Here is a 16,039-nt window from a genome sequence, read left to right as displayed (position 1 = left end):
TCCAAACCAATCGCGTCTTGGCCAGTCCCGCCAAGAAACCCTTGCAGGTCTCTTGGCTGCTGTACCAACTTATATTTATTGACGGGACTCTTCCCAAGCTTGTGTAGCTTTTTGTTCTACCTCATCCCAAGTGATGTCACCTGCGATGTATTCTTGCATGGCTACACCCAGAGCACCTTCCGTCCATCCAGTAGGAGCACCTAAGAATACCCAGCCAAGTGTATTTCCTTCTTTCGCATAGTTATAAATCTCTTGGGAAATCGGATCTGCGATTTCAAGATCTTCATAACCTTCGTAAGCTGGAATGAACTTGAACTCTTCCGTTACGAATTTTTTACCGGTGTCAGAAGTGTACATCCAATCAAGGAAATCTTTACTTGCTTGTACAACTTCATCGCCAGATTCTTTGTTTACTACCCAGTAGTTCGGTACGCCTACAGGGATACTTCCTTCATAACCTTCAACTGGAATAGGAAGAAGCCCTACATTGTTTTGAGCAAATTCAGGATCCATGGATTCGATCGTGTTATACACCCAGTTTCCTTGTTGAATCAACGCGACTTTACCTAGAGAGAAATTCTCCTCAACTTGTTGTGAATAGTCAAGGCTCAACGTCGGTTGTACAGAATACTTATTTTGGAGATCTGTGAAGCGTTTCATCTGGTCGCCCATAGCGAATTCTACTGTATCCGCTTCATATGCTTCCATCACACTATGGTTGAACTCATCTGCTAAATAAGCGTTAGCCAGGTGGTTACCCATTACCCATTTTTCTTTGGCAGGGAAAGCGAATGGTGCGTCAATTCCCAGTTCATCTTTTTGGGAATCCAATGTTTGAACAGCTTCTTCCAACGCTTCAAAAGTTGTGATTTCATCAGGATTGATACCTGCTTCTTCAAAAACCTGCTTGTTGTAAAGCAATCCATATCCTTCCTGGTTGAATGGAAGTCCCAGAACTTTGTCGTCACGAGAAACACCTGTCAGTGTACCTTCCAAAGCGGCATCTGCAGCTGCTGTATCTGATAAATCTGCTAAGTAACTTTCGTATTCATCTACGTCTGTCGGTCCGCCAACGTTAAAGATGTCCGGCTCTTCTCCGGATGAAAAGGATGTCTTCAAGGAAGCACCATAATCGTTACCTCCCCCGACAGTTTTCACATTGATGTTGACATCAGGGTTCTCTTCTTCATACTTGGATACCAATTCTTCAAATTGCTCTTTGAATTCGACTTTGAATTGGAAAACATCAACTGTTACACTTTCTCCTGAAGATCCACCTGTGTCTGAATCACCGCTGCTTTCATCAGAACCGAAAGAACATCCCGCAAGAGCAACAGTTGAAGCTAACAAAGCTGTCGCAATACCCGAGTAAAATTTGTTTCTTTTCATCTCATCCACTCCTATAAATTTATTAATCAATGAATCCGCTTACATACCACCTTTTAAAAAAATGAGTTTCTAATACGCCTGTGCAAATATATGCGCATACGTTTGCACAACTGACATTTTAAAAACTCATTAGCTTGTACATAAATGAGTTGGAAAATAGCTATAAATTACAAGTGAATACGTTTGCATAAAATTCATTGATCAGTGAAGTTGAATAAATCATAACACGCAGATATGACAAATACAACATCATTTTCAAATAATTCTATAAATAGATAGCGCTTTCAACACATGCCGAACTCGCCCTATGCATGAACAAAGGGTTTCTCACATACTTTTAAATCATGAGGTGAGAAATCATGAAAAAGAAAAGCGCTAAGTTGGACTGGGAGGCTTTCTCTGAGAATGTCGAAAAGGTATTAGGAGAAGATTTTTGGAACGACATGCACCATGTCATCCCAAAGAGAGGTCCTTCTTATGACTTTTTCGAAACCGAAGAACAGGCCGTGATTGTCATTGAACTGCCCGGCCTCACTAAGGACCATCCCCTCCATTTGACACAGGAAGGCACTCAAATCATTGTTCAGGGCGAAATCCTCTACCCATATCCGGTACCCCAGGAAAAATTACTTCACAATGAAAGGTTGATCGGCAAGTTCAAACGGATCATACCGATTCCTTTTCACTTTTCCTTTGAAGATGTCATTACCTCATACAATGAAGGCTTACTTGTCGTCACAATATATAAACAGCATAAAAACAATGAAATCATCGTTCAACTAGACCCTAATAATGAATGAAAATTTCTTTTTCGTCCGAATGTTTTTTCGGAAGCCTGACTTCGATTACTCCATCATTATATTGAGCATGGATATTTCTACGGCTTGTTTGAACCGGCAGAGCGATGGCTACCCTTTCCTGAGATATCCCATCAGCAAATAACTTTCCATTCCCGACAGCAAGACGTATGGATTCGATATCTATTTCTAAAGGGACTTGTATTTTGACAATCACTTCATTCATTAATTCAATCACTTTATGTTCAGATGTTTCTTTCTTCCCCATTTGAAAGGGAATATTTCCTTTTTGTGAAGGCGAAAAAGCCTCTTCCATCGACTTCTGCACAAAATCATTCATCTTTTTCATATCAGCCATCGGGTCAGAAAATGTATTTCCCCAAGGCGCCTCTCCTTGCTCCCCTTTATTTCCTAATGGGTTGAACCAATTCATAAAGTCTTTCATGCTTACCTTTTCCTTTCATACATTAGTGATAGGAGGTGACATCATGTGCCGAATCATCTTTGAGAACTTATCCGTCGATCGAGTATCCAATTCATCAGGTATCTTTTCAGGCACTAACGCCCAGTCCAAATTCAAAGCTGAACAAACAAAATTTGAAGGGAATGGAAGAGTTGTCGGCGATCGAAATACCCTCCAGGCAAATAGACACTTAGTGATCAAGAAGCCGGATTCACAGGGAGAATAACCGGTATGTTCTTCTTCAAAAAACGCCCGAAACCTTCCGTGAACGTTGATGAATTATACAAAGAAATCACAAAGCTTAAAAAAACCATTCAAGAAATGAGTGGAAACGAGAAAAACATTGAGTATCATTTCCACTTTGATCAAGTGGATATCCATGAGCCCACCCTTGAACAGCTCACTTTCCAATTAGATCACCTGGATATTGAAGAACTCAGTGGTGCACTGAATATGGGGAACAACTTCGGTGTCCATGTCAAACCTAAAGCATCATCCCCTCCTGAGTTAAAAAATACGAAGGATGGGTTCAAGTTCACCTTCAAATCAAAGGAGGACTAATATGCCCTTATTATCTCCGAATTTCTTCATAGGTAATATCCGAATCGGCACGATCGAAAATGCTTCTTGTTTGAATATGGGAAATAATGTGCCGAACGGATTTGAAAGTCACCAAAAGTTAAATCAAGGATTCGGTACGGTCCATGGTGATGGGAATACGCTTGAAGGGTTGCGGTCAATCCTGAGTGATTCAGCTATCCTGGATATGATGATGACAGACAAAGAGCATGACATCCCTGATTGGGTAGAATCCATGATAAAAAGGAAAATGGAAAACGAGGGTCAATCAGAAGAATGACCTCCTCCATTTTCCTTTTTTTGTTTAGAGACGCCGTTTTCTTTCCTTATCGGCATATCTACCATATCCTCATCATGGATGACATTGATATTATAGGCCAAGATGTTAGCTTCTCCCACAACGGTTCCTAACGCAGCATTATGCTTTTCATGTGTATCCCACTGGTTTTGGGTATTGGGACCGACAAAAATACCAGAGTTGTTCTTGAGTACATTCACATATATGGAATCAAACTGTATATTGATGTCCTCGCCCCCTAATATTGGATGTTCGGCTGAGGGTTATTTATCGTAGGGTTATAGAAAGGTGTATCTGCTAAATCATTGTCAAAAATCGTATTTACATTATTAGTCGCTATGAAAAAACCGACGGTAAGACCTGCTGCATTATTATTTTTTCCTTGCCAGGACCAGTCCGGTTGATTATTTTGACCAGTTGAGATACTCGCATTATCATTGAGTGAATTCACTGCAATCTGATTGAACACTACGGATACGGGCATTCAAGTTCACCTCACCTTTTGTTGTGATATCCTATTCTTTAAACGGAGTAATGTGCCTAACCCTCTGAAGACCATGTACTTCTCACTTCCTGATAAAATTCGTAGCAGTCGTGACACAGAACAATGGTTATGCTGTGCCGGTCTGTCACTGAAATCATATCCTCACCTCTCAATTCGATTTTACACTTCCAACAAACTGAGCTGATGTTTCTCATTTCCTTCAGTTTCTCTTCAATAGAACTCATCTGTCCCCTCCCCCTTTCTTAATCACTAGTTTAAAGGAATTTTTCAAACCAGACGAACAGCCGAATATCAGAAACATCCACCCAGAGATAAGAAGTTTATGATTTTTCTATAGGAAATTTTGCCGTTTCAGGAGGAGAATTGGCGCTCAATAACTAACTTTGTAATAAACCAGTATTCAAAAGCGCAAGCGCCTTGGTCAGCCTCGACAAGCTTAAGAACAAACGTAAAGTGAAGCGATCTTCTTCACTATACGATTGGACTTAAGACCTCGAGAGGCTGGGCGCTGGAGCTGGATGGACCAAAAATACGTTTGATGGATTTTTTAAATTAGTGTTAAAAGGGGAGATTAGATGAGTACGATACCATTCGCCGTTCAACTCTACACATTACGTAAAGAAACAGCAGAAGACTTTGCCGGTACACTGCGCAAAGTCGCTGATTTAGGGTTTGAAGCTGTAGAATTTGCTGGTTTTGGAGAAATGACAGCCAGGGAAGTCAAAAACCTTTTGGACAAGTTGAATTTAAAAGCTGCAGCCAGTCATGTCCCTCTAGAGGAATTGAAGAACCATTTACCTCAAGTATTAGAGGATCAAAAAACGATCGGGAGCACCTATGTGGTATGTCCTTTCATTGAAAAACGTCAGGAAGAGGATTACCGTACTTTAATCAGGGATCTTAATGACATCGGCGAAGCCTGTCAAAAAGAGGGCATTACTCTTTGCTATCATAATCATGATTTCGAATTGGAACCCTTTACAGATGGCCGCAAACCATTGGATTTGATTTTTCAAGAGACGGATGAAGATAGAGTAAAAGCCGAGTTTGATATATACTGGCTGCAAAAAGCAGGCGAGCAGCCTTCTGAATGGATCGATCGCTACCAGGGAAGGGCTCCCCTTATACATTTGAAAGACATGACACTTGATGAAGAGCAATTTTTTGCTGAGTTAGGGACAGGTGGTGTTGATTTAGATACCATTTTTGTTTTGGGCGAAAAGGTTGGGGTCAAGTGGTGGATTGTCGAGCAGGATGAAAGTCGCACAAGCCCTCTTGAGAGTCTTGAGATCAGCATGAATTACCTGAAGGAAAAGTTTCCCCATTTACAGAAATAAAGCCTTTGTTAAAGGTTGAGGTCGATTTTCATATGAGAGTTATTCACTTATATGGCAGGATTCTTGAAGACGCGATTGAGATAATAAGGGTTCGTTGCCGTGTTGAGCTTCAGGGCTGGTTGTGAAGCAACTCGTCTAGCTCCATCGTCCAGACACTCGCGTCATAAGCAGAATAGCAATGGAATGAAAAGACACATTCCGTTGCTATTCTGCTTATGCCAGTCGTGTCTACCAGGACGATTCTGCATTTGAACACTTTCCTGTGGGGGACCTGGCGAGCTTCCTCGGGCTAAAGCCCTGCGGGATCTCGCCTATCTCCTTCTCCCACGGGAGTCTCGTAGCTTCCCCACCAACCCATCCAATGTATGGGAGAAACGAACCCCCTTACTCAGGAGGATTGTCTTCACTATCCTTGTGTTATAGTCGTAAAAGGCTTTATATCAAGCTCTCATGATCAGAATACCTTCCTCTACTTCCCTTAAGCTCATAGATGCCTATTCCAGAAGTAGTTTCGAGAACCTCATATTGTAAGGGGCGGAGGGAAACGGTGAGACTCCTATGGGATGTGCGGGACAGCTGAGACCCCACAGGACTTTAAAGTCCGAGGAGGCTCAGCGCCCGCCCCATGGAACGCGAACCTTTTCCCGCAGCCCCTAAACTCCCACTAAAGTCTCGAAACTGAGTCTTAAACAATCGGGAGCTTAATCAACACTGAAATTTAACAGAGCAGAAATAAAAGAAGGTCGTGAAAATCACGACCTTCTTTTATAAAGATAGCCTGACTCTTTGTAATGAGACAGGCTGATTTATTTATTCTGATGGATTTTCCATTTATTGAATTCCAGATACTCGCGGAATTGCTCTTTTGATATACCTGAGTTCATAGCTTCTTGCACGAGGTGCGTCCAATCTTCATCAAGTGTTTCGTCTTTTGGTTCTGCTTCCCCATGTAACAAGAAATTTATAGAAACATCTAATTCCTGGGATATTTTAGTCAGAAATTGAACAGACGGATTCGTTTGGATATTCCGTTCGATCGAACTTAGATAAGATTTGGCGACACCCGCTCTTTCAGCTAATTCAGATAGCGACATATGTCGGTCTTTACGTATTTTCTTAATGCGTTCACCGATCATAATCTCACCTTCTTTCTTAGTAATTTGAGTATAGCATATTTTAAAGGTCCGTTCTATTTAAAGCACAAAAATCCTGAGGGAGTCCTAGATTTGTTCAATCAAGTTACAAATGTATACTCCGTATTCCTCACCTTTTATTATCGTCTCTTCTTAATGATTATTTAAGTCCTGGGCATATTTTGTTCTTTTTACCCAATATGAGTGAGATGTGTCCAGAAAAGATATACTATAGGGAAACGAGGAAAAAGGTGAGCAAGATGAATGAAATTGTGGAACAGTTCGAAGTCACATTCAATCAAATCCATCAGCATTTGAAGGAATTGAACGGCTTCCCGAAAAATGATAATTTCGCTGAACTCCTACAACGATCAAAATTGAAGCACAGTGTGATCCGTGTTCACTTCGATCAACTGAAGCAGTATGCGAAGTTGAGGAATGCAATCGTGCACGAGCGGATCAGTGGAGATTACTTTATTGCAACACCTCATAAAGATGTTGTCGAGCATTTGAAGAAAATTAAACAAACGCTTGATCAACCGCCTGAAGCCCTTGATTTTGCGACCCGTCCCGTCCTTTTCTTTAAAGAAGATACAGCTATTACACATATCATAGAAGCTTTTGATCAGCACGGAATTTCGCAATTTCCTATTTATACTAAGGAACGGAATTTTCTCGGGCTGCTCACAAATGATGGCATCGTTCGCTGGCTCTCTCAAACGATGGTAGACGGCCATGCACGATTAGAAGACATCACCCCAAAAGAAGTGTTACATCACGAAAAAAATACTAATGTAGAATTTTTAGGAGCAAATGCGACCGTTTTCGAGCTTGAAGAACGTTTCGAAAAAAGCTTGGATGAGGATCGGAAGCTAAAAGCTGTCATTTTAACGGAGTCAGGAAGTCCTGATGACTTGCCGATGGGTATTGTCACAACATGGGATTTGATTAAAGTCGACCGTCAGGAAGACGATGAATGAATTGTTCATCTGAATCATAAGGAACATGATTGAACGCCCGGCTGTTTAGGTATATGATGGAAGCAACAACTATTTGGAGAAGGGAATGTTCGATTTTGCACGAACGCAGACATGAGCCTTTCCGTTACCCCTTCCACGTACCACTCCCGGGGTTTTATAACAAAAAAACCAACAGACATATATCCGGTCCTATAAGCATTAATGATATAAGTATGAACGGCTTACGTTTTTCTGCCGCTCCCGAACCCGGCTTGTCCACGAAAGACGAAATATATCTTTCGTTCATCTATGAAAATGAGACATTCACAGCAGAAGGCAGAGTCATTTGGTTGAAATCGGAAGACCAAAACATGACATGTGGCGTCCATGTATTCGGATTTCCGGACCGTTTGAAAAACATCATCCAACAACTGGGAGATTCACTTGATGAGGTCACAAATCCACTGTTGGAATCACAGTCTCCATAATGGAGGCTCTTTTATTTGGTTTTTTTAGGGACCTCAGGTCATCCAAATATTGGATGACCTGAGGTCCCTTGATATTCCATTTATTCCTTTGCTGCTCTGCGACGGAAGAATCCTGTCACTTTCGTTGATAAATCATCGAAATACGTATAGACGACCGGGATAAGCACAAGTGTAAAGAAACTTGAAACGGTCAACCCGAAAATGATCGTGACTGCTAATGGCTGCTGAGCTTCTGCCCCTCTGCCAATCCCGATAGCCAGTGGGACCATTCCTAAGATTGTCGTCAATGTCGTCATTAAAATCGGTCGCATCCGGTTAGGACCTGCTTCCAGAATTGCTTCATAACGATCGTAGGATTTCCGTCTTAGAATATTAATGTAATCTACTAAGACGATCGCATTGTTGACCACAATACCTGCCAGCATAATGATCCCGACAAAGGCAGGCAGACTGAATGGCAGTCCTGTCATAAACAGCCCGCCTGAAATTCCAATGACAGTAGCAGGAAGTGAAAACATGATGATAAAAGGGAACAGGAAGTTTTCAAACTGAATCGCCATTACAGCATAAACAAGAAAGATTGAAAAAATCAGGGCTAGTGATAAGTCACCAAAGGCATCCTGCATATCCTGAGCTTCTCCCCCGATGCTATAGGAATAACCATCAGGAAAATTCAATCTCTCCAATTCAGCTCTAACTTCTTCTGTTGCTGTACCTAAATCGACATCTCCGATTTCCGCTTCCACATTCACTTGAGGCTGCTGGTTTTGGCGGAGAAGTGATACAGGGCCTTGAACTTGCTTCAGCTCAGCTATCGTCGCTAGTGGAATCAGGGCTCCATTCGGTGTTTGCACAAGCATCCCCTCTAGATCTGCAATGGTCTGCCTCTCTTCTTCCGGTAAAATGAATCGGACATCGATTTCATCCGCTCCATCTCGATATCGTGTCGCAATTTGCCCATTGAAACCCAGTTGGACTTGTCCAATCACTTGTTGATCTGTCAAACCATACTGTGCCGCTTTCTCTTGATTGACATCAATTTGCATTTCAGGACGGCCCTCTTCAGTCGAAGAGGTGGCATTATTGACACCATCAATTTCATTCATCATATAAGCAACTTGGCCGGCCAGCTGGTCCAACACTTCATATTCCGCACCATTCAATTGAACTTGCAATGGTGCACCAGTGCCTAGACCTGCATCCATCTCACTTACCTGAATTTCAGCTCCTGGGATACTTGATAGAGATTCATCTATTTCTTCCATCACTTGCTGTGTCGTTTTCTCCCGTTCTCCTGGTTCGACAAGCTGGATCGTATAGGAGGCAAAATCAGAAGACCCATTGCCTACACTCCCCATGCCGCCACCGCCGATCGACAGATAACTGACATCAATGATCTCCTGGAAATCCTCGATACGGGAATCCACTTCCTCAGTGAGCACCTCTGTTTCTTCCATTGACGTACCTTCTGGCATGTTGACCCGGACTTCGACCTGTCCTTGATCAGAAGGCGGAATGAACTCTGTCCCTATCAGCGGAATTAAAGCGACACTGCCTGCGATGAGTGCAGCGGTGATCGCGAGTGTGGTTTTCCTGAATTTCAGCACCCAGCGTAATATCGATCGGTATCCATCATTGACTTTCTCAAGAAACCGATCGAACCAATAGCGGCGCCCGTTTTCTTTTAATGATTTGGTAAGCAATTTTGACGAAAGCATCGGAATCAACGTTACAGAAACAGCGAGTGATGCGATTAAAGCGAACATGATCGTCAGCGCCAGCGGTGTGAACAGTTCTGAAGCGATACCTTCAACAAAAATAATCGGAAGAAAAACCACTAGTGTAGTGGTTGCAGAAGCTACAACTGCAGGAGCAAGCTCTGATGCTCCTTCTTTGGCCGCCTCCACCATCGAGTAACCCCTCTGCCGATAACTGACGATGTTCTCTAAAATGACGATCGAGCTGTCCACCATCATCCCGATTCCGAGAGCAAGGCCTCCCATTGTCAACACATTCAATGTTTCTCCAGTGAAGTACATTAAGGTGAAGGTGGAAATGATGGCAATCGGAATCGATAGCCCGATGACAAGGGTTGCTCGTATGCTTTTAAGGAAAAGCAAGAGCACGAGTACCGAGAAAATCCCACCAAGGATGATGTTCAAAACGACACTATTGATGGATATTTTTATGAATTCGGATGTGTCGAGCACGATATCTGTTCCGACACCTTCTGGAAGATCGCCTTCCAACTCACCCATAGCCGCGCGTACGTTATCGGATGTCTCCACTGTATTCGCATCCGTTTTTTTCAGGATGGACAATACTACTGAGGAAGATCCGTTCACTTTGCTGATTGTATTCGAATTGGTCAATGTTTCTTTGACCTCGGCTATTTGATCAAGCGTGACTTGAGCTCCTGTCGGCGATTGAATAATAGTACTTTTCACATCGTCAATGGAACCGAATTCCCCATCTATACGAATTTGCAGATCTTTTTGTCCTTTTTCGATACTCCCTGCTGAAGCGGACTGGTTACTCGCATTCAGCGCTTGAATCACCGTTTGAGAATCAAGGCCGTACTGAGCCATCTGGGCTCTATCAACAAGGACCTGAGCTTCACTGACTTTACCACCCTCAACACTTACAGAAGCGACACCTTCCTGCCTTTCCAGAAAAGGTACGAGGCGATTTTCAGCAATTTCCTGAAGTTCTGCTGGTGTGTCTCCCGATAATCCGACAGTCATGATCGGCAGTTGCTGGGGATCGAATCGCAGTACGCTTGGATCTGTAGCTCCTTCCGGAAGAAGATCTGTAACCTGATCGACATTTTCACGGACTTGGAGCAAGGTACTATCTAAATCCACACCTGTGTTAAATTGTAATAAAACGAGTGAAGCTCCAGCCTGAGATTGCGACTGAAGCACTTCAAGCCCTTCAATACTGCTTACCGATGATTCCACAGGTCGGCTGACGAGCTTTTCCACCTCTTGAGGGGCTGCCCCCTCGTAAGATGTAGAAACGACAGCAATCGGCAAATCGATTTCAGGATAAAGATCGATGGTCAAACTCCTCAGTGATACGAAACCAAGAGCAAGAATAGCCGCAACAACCATAATGACCCCGACTGGTCTTTTGACAGAAAGATTAACGAGCTTCATCAGAGTCTTCCTCCTTCATGATGCTCACCTTATCTCCATCAGAAAGAGTCAACTGGCCCGTCGTAATCACTTCAGCATTTTCCGGGAGATCAGCTGAAATAGCAGTGAAATCTGATTGCCCTTCCAAAACTTCGACATCCACACGTACCACCTTTTCATCCACCACGTGGTACACATAAGTGTCGTCATTTTCCTCTACAACGCTGTCAGTCGGCACTATCAACGTATCTTCAACCACATTTTCCGGCAGCAGGAATGTTGCCATCATACCTGGCTTAATTTTTTCTTTATCATTACCGACAGTAGCTTCTACCGGATACAGACCAGTATCATCCGGCACGGACGATACATAGGCTACCTTTGCTGTCACTTTCTGATCTAAAGAAGAAATCTCTACCTCTATTTCTTCTCCTTTTTCAAACAAAGGCAGTTGTTCAGCCGTGACAGATGCTGTGACTGTCATCGGGTTCAAACTGACGACTGTGGCAAAAGGCTGCTGGTTCGTAACAAAGTCTCCTTCGCCAGCGTTCATAGTAGAGACTTCTCCTGTGGCAGGTGCTGTAACAGCCTCATTGGAAGCCTGGTCCTGTGCCTGGCTTAGTTGGACGTTCGCTTGTTCGACCTGCAGTTCTGCTTGGTCAACAGCTACACGTGCCTGCTCCAACTGCTGTTCAGCCTGATCAACCTGTGCCTCAGCTTGTCCTGCAGCTGATGAGGATTGGCCTTTTTGCCCTTGCAATTGCTGGTACTGAGCTTTTGCTTGATCTGCTCTATTTTGTGCCTGTTCATAAAGGGCTTCAGGGACGGTCCCTTCCTCCACCAACTTCTTTGTTTCATCTGCAAGCTGCTGGGCTTGCTCGTATTGTTGTTGAGCAGCCTGAGCCGCTTGAGCAGATTGACTTGCTTCTGACTGGGAAGCTTGTTCAGCAAGATCTACTTGCTCCTTTGCATTCTCAACTCCCCGTTCTGCCTGTCGTTCAGAAATTCGAGCATTTTCCAACTGTTTTTCTGCTTGTTGAACAGCCAACTGTTGAAGTTCCACCTGGCTCTCCCCTGTCCCAGGGTCCACGACACCGATCGTTTCCCCTTCTTCTACCCGGTCACCTTTAGAAACGTTCAGTGTTACCAGTTCACCTGGGGTCCGCGCTGTCACAGGTGACGAATCAGCTGATGTAGCACGTCCGACTATTTTGCGATCGACAACAAAGTCCTCTTTCTTAATGTTCTCTACCTCTACAGGAGTGATTCGTTCCTCGACATCTTCACTTGCATCCTCCTGTGTACAAGCGGTTACAAAGATGAGCAGCACTATCAAAATGGACAACCGTTTCATTCAATACTCCCTCTCATTAAAACTTTCAATAACAAACATCTATGTTATTCTCGCACTTTTCCGACTTAAGTATATACTCCCCTGCAAACAAGCTTAAAATCCCGATATTTTAAGACTATCTCCACACTGACCAAGTAGTCATAATTACGATTAATGTTACTAAACTGCGAATTGTAATGCAACTTGTAGTATGGAATCGAAATTGACAAAATTGTGTCTGATTCAGTCCTGTTACTGTTCATTTTCACTGTGGAATGATATGAATAGCTGCCCAGCATATCCCCATTCCTATTTTAAGGACTGTAACCGATGGAAAGCAGAGGACAGAAAAAAAGCCGAACCCTTATAGGTTCGGCAAAGAATTCATTGTAGGTTGTTCCCGATCTGAGCTACAATCAAATCCAGTTTTTTGACTTTCGGCAGATCATATTCAGGAAAACGCTCATCAAAATGGGAAAAGAGCGGCTCTAGAGCTTCATCTTCCAGTAATTCTTCGTAAGTTTTGAACGTATGCTGATATTGGCGGATGTACCGTTTCATCTTCTTATCGAACCCTGACAAGTGATATGTTGATGAATAGTCAAAAGCTTTGACAATGTCACTATCATAAGTCGGAAAACTAGGGTTGAGGGTGTGCAGCATTGAGGCTGCTAAAGGAAACTGCATGGTAGGATTCCCTTTGTGGTTCTTCACTTCGTATAAACTCTTTGTAATTTGAACGATGTTCGGTCGCTCATAACCCCTTTGTTCTTCCATCAGCTTGAAGTAATAGTTTTCAAACTCTTTCGTCAAACTCGGATTGTCCAATCGGAAAAAGTGACGGAAGATGAATTGATACAATGTGTCGTCCGGGACGTACGTATCTTGATAGATGGTATGGAGGTAAAGATACACATCCAGTTTTTCAAGCGGTATTCGATTCACCACTTTTTCGTGATCTTCTAACAATAAATCTTTCAAGTCGTTCGCCGTTCTGTATTTCATCAATAATCACCTCTATTCGCTTATTCCACACAATTGAAACCGGGAAACCCCTAAAAGAAAAGATTCTATAACTATCTCTAATTCTATTTTACATAATAAACAGTTATATTCCAAAGAAAATCAAATATCCGCACTGAGAAAAACGAGTCCGGGATTTTGCTTGAGGACATTTCTGATTAACCGATAGTAGAAAGGAAGGAGGGATTTAATGGACATTGCAGCCTTATCAATGGCGATGAGCACCACCCAGTTAAAACAGCAATCCAGCTTGGCAATGATGGACAAAGTTAAGGGTGATGCAGAAGAGAAAGGGAATCAAATGGTGGAGATGCTTGAACAATCCGTTCCTCATCCTGACCTTGGTAACCGTATTGATGTAAAAGGATGAGCATAAGGAAGGCAGTGGTTGAGAGCCGCTGTCTTTCTATCTATCATGAAGGAGCTGTCATTGATGGCAAAGAAATTAGCTTGGACTGGATTCATTATGTTTATGGCGGGGATCGGGATTTTTCTAATTAACTTCATGACACCCTTCCACTTCCTCGTCCCACTGCTCACCATTGGCGGTATATGTATAATGGCAATTGCCACAATCCTCTCCATTAGACGTGAGATGTGATCGAATAAAGCAGGATATTAAAAAAATACATCCGAATTTTTTGTGTGGCAGAGGGTGCCGGGAGAGCGATGAAGTGTATCGTTAAAAAGGATGGGGAGTTTTCGCATTTATGTGAGGGAGGACACCCTCTTTCACAAATAAAAAAAAAGCCGCTAAAAACAGCGGCTAAGTAAGTTTACTCATTATTGTTTTCGTCTTCCATGGTGTCTTCGTTAGTGGCGCCATCTTCACCATTTCCGTTTTCACCATCAGTCATATCACCCTGGTCTTCTTTCTTATCATCATTCTTGTTCATGTCGTTTTCTTCAGTGCCCTGGTCTTCCATATCTCCATTTTCGTTGTTATTTCCTTCTTCCACGTTTTCCTCAGTGCCCTCATCCTGCGGTTCTTCCTCCGAAGCACAAGCACCAAGCAAAGAGATGGCCAAAATCGCAACCGAAAGTTTTAATAGCAATGCTTTCATTGGTGATTCCTCCTTTTTAATGATTACGAAATCTAGTATGTCCCATATGGGAAAATTCATCCATAAAATCAAAAATTATATAAAAAAACTATAGCCTCCTGCCTGAATATAGAAGTCCGGCAATGTTATGATTCAGCTTAAGAAATCATCATTCAATTAAAAGCGTCATTTACTATGGTTAGTTGATAAAGCGATAGGAAAACGGGATTGATGTTAAAGTGAAGGAAGATATCGTAAGGAAGTTGTACTGAAAGCAACATGGCAGAAGCTTTTTCGTCAGGAAGAAAAGAGTGATTGGTAAAGAAGGTGATCATAAATGATGATCGTCAGTTTCCGTCTGGGATATTAAGCTGGTTTAAATCAATTGAATGTACATCCAAGCATTTAAAGAGTTGTTTAATAAGGAGGTTACTATTTCAAGCTATTATTTCATTTTCTTTTGTGTCGGTACCATTGGTGACTTGATTTTATTTATAAGAGGAGTATATGATATTTGGTTATATCAATAATAAACGTCTTCAGTGTAAAAGGGAATATAAAACAGGACGAGACTGGGACAAAACGATGACTGCCGCTTGTATAGACGAATAATAAAGGAGAATGGATCAATCGGAGCGTATGCATTTATTGCTTCATAAAGAAAACCCGAACGAATTCGGGTTTTCTAGCAGAAAAATTCTTTTGTACCAGCCTTGTTTTTACTTACTATTGTTCTGTTATTTAAACTATTTAGATTGACAGCGGATTTTTTGTGCTTATTTCAAGGCAAACATGATTTCCGCTTCACAAGCAACTTCTCCATCAACAGAAGCTGTAGCTTTACCTTTCCCCATCGGGCCTTTGATCCGGACGATTTCCACTTCCAGTTTCAAACGGTCCCCCGGTTTCACTTGGCGTTTGAAGCGACACTTATCAATGCCTGTAAAGAAAGCGAGTTTCCCCTGATTTTCTTCTTTTTTCAACATGGCTACTGCACCCATTTGCGCTAAGGCTTCTGTAATCAGCACTCCAGGCATTACCGGATAATCCGGGAAGTGACCTTGGAAAAAGGGCTCATTTACGGTTACATTTTTGTACCCGACCGCACGCTCTCCTTCTACGAGTTCTTCGACTTGATCAATTAACAGAAAAGGATAACGGTGGGGGATAATTTCTTTGATTGCTTGTATGTCTAACATCATCTGGCTCCTTTCTTCTTTCATTACTTTATTATAAGGGTACAACCACTATGGGACAAAGTTTTTTCGGGGTTTCTGTTTTAGATAATGAGAAATGGGAAATTATATCTTTAAGTTCACATTTTACAACATTAGAAAAGGAGGGACTCCTTATGCTTTGGACCATCTTGATAGTGCTCCTTGTACTTTGGCTGCTCGGTGTAATCGGCGGTATCGCAGGTAATCTGATTCACCTGCTGCTGGTCATTGCTCTTATCGTTCTTATTGTACGTCTTGTACAAGGACGGGGAGGATTATAGGGATAAAAGCGTGAATTCTATAATCAATCCGACATGTTTAAGCAAAGTAAACCTTTG

The 16,039-nt window shown here is 42.4% G+C and carries 21 protein-coding genes; 10 read left to right on the top strand and 11 right to left on the bottom strand.

Going from position 1 to position 16,039, the window contains the following annotated elements; translation table 11 throughout:
• Nucleotides 1–75: 75 nt before the first annotated feature.
• On the bottom strand, nucleotides 76–1,389 hold the full coding sequence (locus HLI_RS14440) for an ABC transporter substrate-binding protein (protein WP_128525622.1): 1,314 nt from the start codon (nucleotides 1,387–1,389) through the stop codon (nucleotides 76–78).
• Between the two features lie 359 nt (nucleotides 1,390–1,748).
• On the opposite strand from HLI_RS14440, the gene HLI_RS14435 reads away from it, so the two are divergent.
• Entirely contained in the window at nucleotides 1,749–2,189 is a 441-nt protein-coding gene (locus HLI_RS14435) for an Hsp20/alpha crystallin family protein (protein WP_128525621.1), read from the top strand.
• Here the strand turns inward: HLI_RS14435 and HLI_RS14430 are convergent.
• Nucleotides 2,176–2,631: an Hsp20/alpha crystallin family protein gene (locus HLI_RS14430; protein WP_128525620.1), complete on the bottom strand. Its 456-nt coding sequence runs from the start codon at nucleotides 2,629–2,631 to the stop codon at nucleotides 2,176–2,178. The genes HLI_RS14435 and HLI_RS14430 overlap by 14 nt on opposite strands.
• 43 nt (nucleotides 2,632–2,674) lie before the next feature.
• Between HLI_RS14430 and HLI_RS14425 the strand changes: the two genes are divergently transcribed.
• The 3 genes from HLI_RS14425 to HLI_RS14415 are packed head-to-tail and all read left to right on the top strand — an operon-like array spanning nucleotide 2,675 to nucleotide 3,508.
• Entirely contained in the window at nucleotides 2,675–2,875 is a 201-nt protein-coding gene (locus tag HLI_RS14425; RefSeq protein ID WP_128525619.1) for a hypothetical protein, read from the top strand.
• A 5-nt stretch (nucleotides 2,876–2,880) separates the two neighbouring features.
• Nucleotides 2,881–3,210, top strand: a complete 330-nt coding sequence (locus HLI_RS14420) for a hypothetical protein (RefSeq protein WP_128525618.1) — start codon at nucleotides 2,881–2,883, stop codon at nucleotides 3,208–3,210.
• Between the two features lies 1 nt (nucleotide 3,211).
• The gene (locus tag HLI_RS14415) at nucleotides 3,212–3,508 is read left to right on the top strand and encodes a hypothetical protein (RefSeq protein WP_128525617.1); all 297 of its coding nucleotides are present in this window, start codon (nucleotides 3,212–3,214) and stop codon (nucleotides 3,506–3,508) included.
• On the opposite strand, the gene HLI_RS14410 is transcribed toward HLI_RS14415, so the two are convergent.
• The 3 genes from HLI_RS14410 to HLI_RS14400 are packed head-to-tail and all read right to left on the bottom strand — an operon-like array spanning nucleotide 3,493 to nucleotide 4,255.
• Complete coding sequence (locus HLI_RS14410; protein WP_128525616.1) at nucleotides 3,493–3,726, bottom strand: hypothetical protein; 234 nt, start codon at nucleotides 3,724–3,726, stop codon at nucleotides 3,493–3,495. The genes HLI_RS14415 and HLI_RS14410 overlap by 16 nt on opposite strands.
• Before the next feature lie 38 nt (nucleotides 3,727–3,764).
• Nucleotides 3,765–4,010: a hypothetical protein gene (locus HLI_RS14405; RefSeq protein WP_128525615.1), complete on the bottom strand. Its 246-nt coding sequence runs from the start codon at nucleotides 4,008–4,010 to the stop codon at nucleotides 3,765–3,767.
• 56 nt (nucleotides 4,011–4,066) lie between these two features.
• Nucleotides 4,067–4,255 (bottom strand): hypothetical protein, encoded by a 189-nt coding sequence (locus HLI_RS14400; RefSeq protein WP_128525614.1) that lies wholly within the window; start codon nucleotides 4,253–4,255, stop codon nucleotides 4,067–4,069.
• Nucleotides 4,256–4,606: 351 nt separating this feature from the next.
• Here HLI_RS14400 and HLI_RS14395 point away from each other — a divergent pair, with 351 nt between their 5' ends.
• Entirely contained in the window at nucleotides 4,607–5,368 is a 762-nt protein-coding gene (locus tag HLI_RS14395) for a sugar phosphate isomerase/epimerase family protein (RefSeq protein ID WP_128525613.1), read from the top strand.
• 806 nt (nucleotides 5,369–6,174) lie between these two features.
• Here the strand turns inward: HLI_RS14395 and HLI_RS14390 are convergent.
• Nucleotides 6,175–6,504 (bottom strand): helix-turn-helix domain-containing protein, encoded by a 330-nt coding sequence (locus HLI_RS14390; protein ID WP_128525612.1) that lies wholly within the window; start codon nucleotides 6,502–6,504, stop codon nucleotides 6,175–6,177.
• A 257-nt stretch (nucleotides 6,505–6,761) separates the two neighbouring features.
• On the opposite strand from HLI_RS14390, the gene HLI_RS14385 reads away from it, so the two are divergent.
• Nucleotides 6,762–7,481: a CBS domain-containing protein gene (locus HLI_RS14385; RefSeq protein ID WP_128525611.1), complete on the top strand. Its 720-nt coding sequence runs from the start codon at nucleotides 6,762–6,764 to the stop codon at nucleotides 7,479–7,481.
• A 53-nt stretch (nucleotides 7,482–7,534) separates the two neighbouring features.
• On the top strand, nucleotides 7,535–7,948 hold the full coding sequence (locus HLI_RS14380) for a PilZ domain-containing protein (RefSeq protein WP_347232247.1): 414 nt from the start codon (nucleotides 7,535–7,537) through the stop codon (nucleotides 7,946–7,948).
• Nucleotides 7,949–8,028: 80 nt separating this feature from the next.
• On the opposite strand, the gene HLI_RS14375 is transcribed toward HLI_RS14380, so the two are convergent.
• From HLI_RS14375 to HLI_RS14365, 3 genes are all read right to left on the bottom strand, one after another.
• Nucleotides 8,029–11,106, bottom strand: coding sequence for an efflux RND transporter permease subunit (locus HLI_RS14375; protein ID WP_128525609.1), 3,078 nt, complete (start codon nucleotides 11,104–11,106; stop codon nucleotides 8,029–8,031).
• Nucleotides 11,093–12,439 carry an efflux RND transporter periplasmic adaptor subunit gene (locus HLI_RS14370; RefSeq protein WP_128525608.1) on the bottom strand — a complete coding sequence of 449 codons (1,347 nt, stop codon included), beginning with the start codon at nucleotides 12,437–12,439 and terminating at the stop codon, nucleotides 11,093–11,095. Before HLI_RS14370 ends, HLI_RS14375 begins: the two co-directional genes overlap by 14 nt.
• A gap of 363 nt (nucleotides 12,440–12,802) precedes the next feature.
• Nucleotides 12,803–13,423: a hypothetical protein gene (locus HLI_RS14365; protein ID WP_128525607.1), complete on the bottom strand. Its 621-nt coding sequence runs from the start codon at nucleotides 13,421–13,423 to the stop codon at nucleotides 12,803–12,805.
• 208 nt (nucleotides 13,424–13,631) lie between these two features.
• Between HLI_RS14365 and HLI_RS14360 the strand changes: the two genes are divergently transcribed.
• Nucleotides 13,632–13,811, top strand: coding sequence for a YjfB family protein (locus HLI_RS14360; RefSeq protein ID WP_128525606.1), 180 nt, complete (start codon nucleotides 13,632–13,634; stop codon nucleotides 13,809–13,811).
• A gap of 63 nt (nucleotides 13,812–13,874) precedes the next feature.
• Entirely contained in the window at nucleotides 13,875–14,042 is a 168-nt protein-coding gene (locus tag HLI_RS21715) for a hypothetical protein (RefSeq protein ID WP_164908567.1), read from the top strand.
• Between the two features lie 175 nt (nucleotides 14,043–14,217).
• Here HLI_RS21715 and HLI_RS14355 read toward each other — a convergent pair whose 3' ends face one another.
• On the bottom strand, nucleotides 14,218–14,505 hold the full coding sequence (locus tag HLI_RS14355; RefSeq protein WP_128525605.1) for a hypothetical protein: 288 nt from the start codon (nucleotides 14,503–14,505) through the stop codon (nucleotides 14,218–14,220).
• Nucleotides 14,506–15,260: 755 nt separating this feature from the next.
• Nucleotides 15,261–15,683 carry a 3-hydroxyacyl-ACP dehydratase FabZ gene (gene fabZ, locus HLI_RS14350; RefSeq protein WP_128525604.1) on the bottom strand — a complete coding sequence of 141 codons (423 nt, stop codon included), beginning with the start codon at nucleotides 15,681–15,683 and terminating at the stop codon, nucleotides 15,261–15,263.
• Nucleotides 15,684–15,835: 152 nt separating this feature from the next.
• Here fabZ and HLI_RS14345 point away from each other — a divergent pair, with 152 nt between their 5' ends.
• A complete protein-coding gene (locus HLI_RS14345; RefSeq protein ID WP_128525603.1) occupies nucleotides 15,836–15,982 on the top strand; it encodes a lmo0937 family membrane protein in 147 nt (48 codons plus the stop codon).
• The last annotated feature ends 57 nt before the right edge of the window (nucleotides 15,983–16,039 follow it).

Origin of the sequence: Halobacillus litoralis (assembly GCF_004101865.1) — a bacterium.
GTDB lineage: Bacteria > Bacillota > Bacilli > Bacillales > Halobacillaceae > Halobacillus > Halobacillus litoralis_A.
Note: the sequence above shows the minus strand (reverse complement) of the source record. Positions and strands in the feature narration are given on the sequence as shown.

Bases quoted from the DNA above. Each gene is read 5' to 3' on its own strand.
- HLI_RS14440 (WP_128525622.1), bottom strand. From the start codon at position 1,389: ATGAAAAGAAACAAATTTTACTCGGGTATTGCGACAGCTTTGTTAGCT.
- HLI_RS14435 (WP_128525621.1), top strand. From the start codon at position 1,749: ATGAAAAAGAAAAGCGCTAAGTTGGACTGGGAGGCTTTCTCTGAGAAT.
- HLI_RS14430 (WP_128525620.1), bottom strand. From the start codon at position 2,631: ATGAAAGACTTTATGAATTGGTTCAACCCATTAGGAAATAAAGGGGAG.
- HLI_RS14425 (WP_128525619.1), top strand. From the start codon at position 2,675: ATGTGCCGAATCATCTTTGAGAACTTATCCGTCGATCGAGTATCCAAT.
- HLI_RS14420 (WP_128525618.1), top strand. From the start codon at position 2,881: ATGTTCTTCTTCAAAAAACGCCCGAAACCTTCCGTGAACGTTGATGAA.
- HLI_RS14415 (WP_128525617.1), top strand. From the start codon at position 3,212: ATGCCCTTATTATCTCCGAATTTCTTCATAGGTAATATCCGAATCGGC.
- HLI_RS14405 (WP_128525615.1), bottom strand. From the start codon at position 4,010: ATGCCCGTATCCGTAGTGTTCAATCAGATTGCAGTGAATTCACTCAAT.
- HLI_RS14400 (WP_128525614.1), bottom strand. From the start codon at position 4,255: ATGAGTTCTATTGAAGAGAAACTGAAGGAAATGAGAAACATCAGCTCA.
- HLI_RS14395 (WP_128525613.1), top strand. From the start codon at position 4,607: ATGAGTACGATACCATTCGCCGTTCAACTCTACACATTACGTAAAGAA.
- HLI_RS14390 (WP_128525612.1), bottom strand. From the start codon at position 6,504: ATGATCGGTGAACGCATTAAGAAAATACGTAAAGACCGACATATGTCG.
- HLI_RS14385 (WP_128525611.1), top strand. From the start codon at position 6,762: ATGAATGAAATTGTGGAACAGTTCGAAGTCACATTCAATCAAATCCAT.
- HLI_RS14380 (WP_347232247.1), top strand. From the start codon at position 7,535: ATGATGGAAGCAACAACTATTTGGAGAAGGGAATGTTCGATTTTGCAC.
- HLI_RS14375 (WP_128525609.1), bottom strand. From the start codon at position 11,106: ATGAAGCTCGTTAATCTTTCTGTCAAAAGACCAGTCGGGGTCATTATG.
- HLI_RS14370 (WP_128525608.1), bottom strand. From the start codon at position 12,439: ATGAAACGGTTGTCCATTTTGATAGTGCTGCTCATCTTTGTAACCGCT.
- HLI_RS14365 (WP_128525607.1), bottom strand. From the start codon at position 13,423: ATGAAATACAGAACGGCGAACGACTTGAAAGATTTATTGTTAGAAGAT.
- HLI_RS14360 (WP_128525606.1), top strand. From the start codon at position 13,632: ATGGACATTGCAGCCTTATCAATGGCGATGAGCACCACCCAGTTAAAA.
- HLI_RS21715 (WP_164908567.1), top strand. From the start codon at position 13,875: ATGGCAAAGAAATTAGCTTGGACTGGATTCATTATGTTTATGGCGGGG.
- HLI_RS14355 (WP_128525605.1), bottom strand. From the start codon at position 14,505: ATGAAAGCATTGCTATTAAAACTTTCGGTTGCGATTTTGGCCATCTCT.
- fabZ (WP_128525604.1), bottom strand. From the start codon at position 15,683: ATGTTAGACATACAAGCAATCAAAGAAATTATCCCCCACCGTTATCCT.
- HLI_RS14345 (WP_128525603.1), top strand. From the start codon at position 15,836: ATGCTTTGGACCATCTTGATAGTGCTCCTTGTACTTTGGCTGCTCGGT.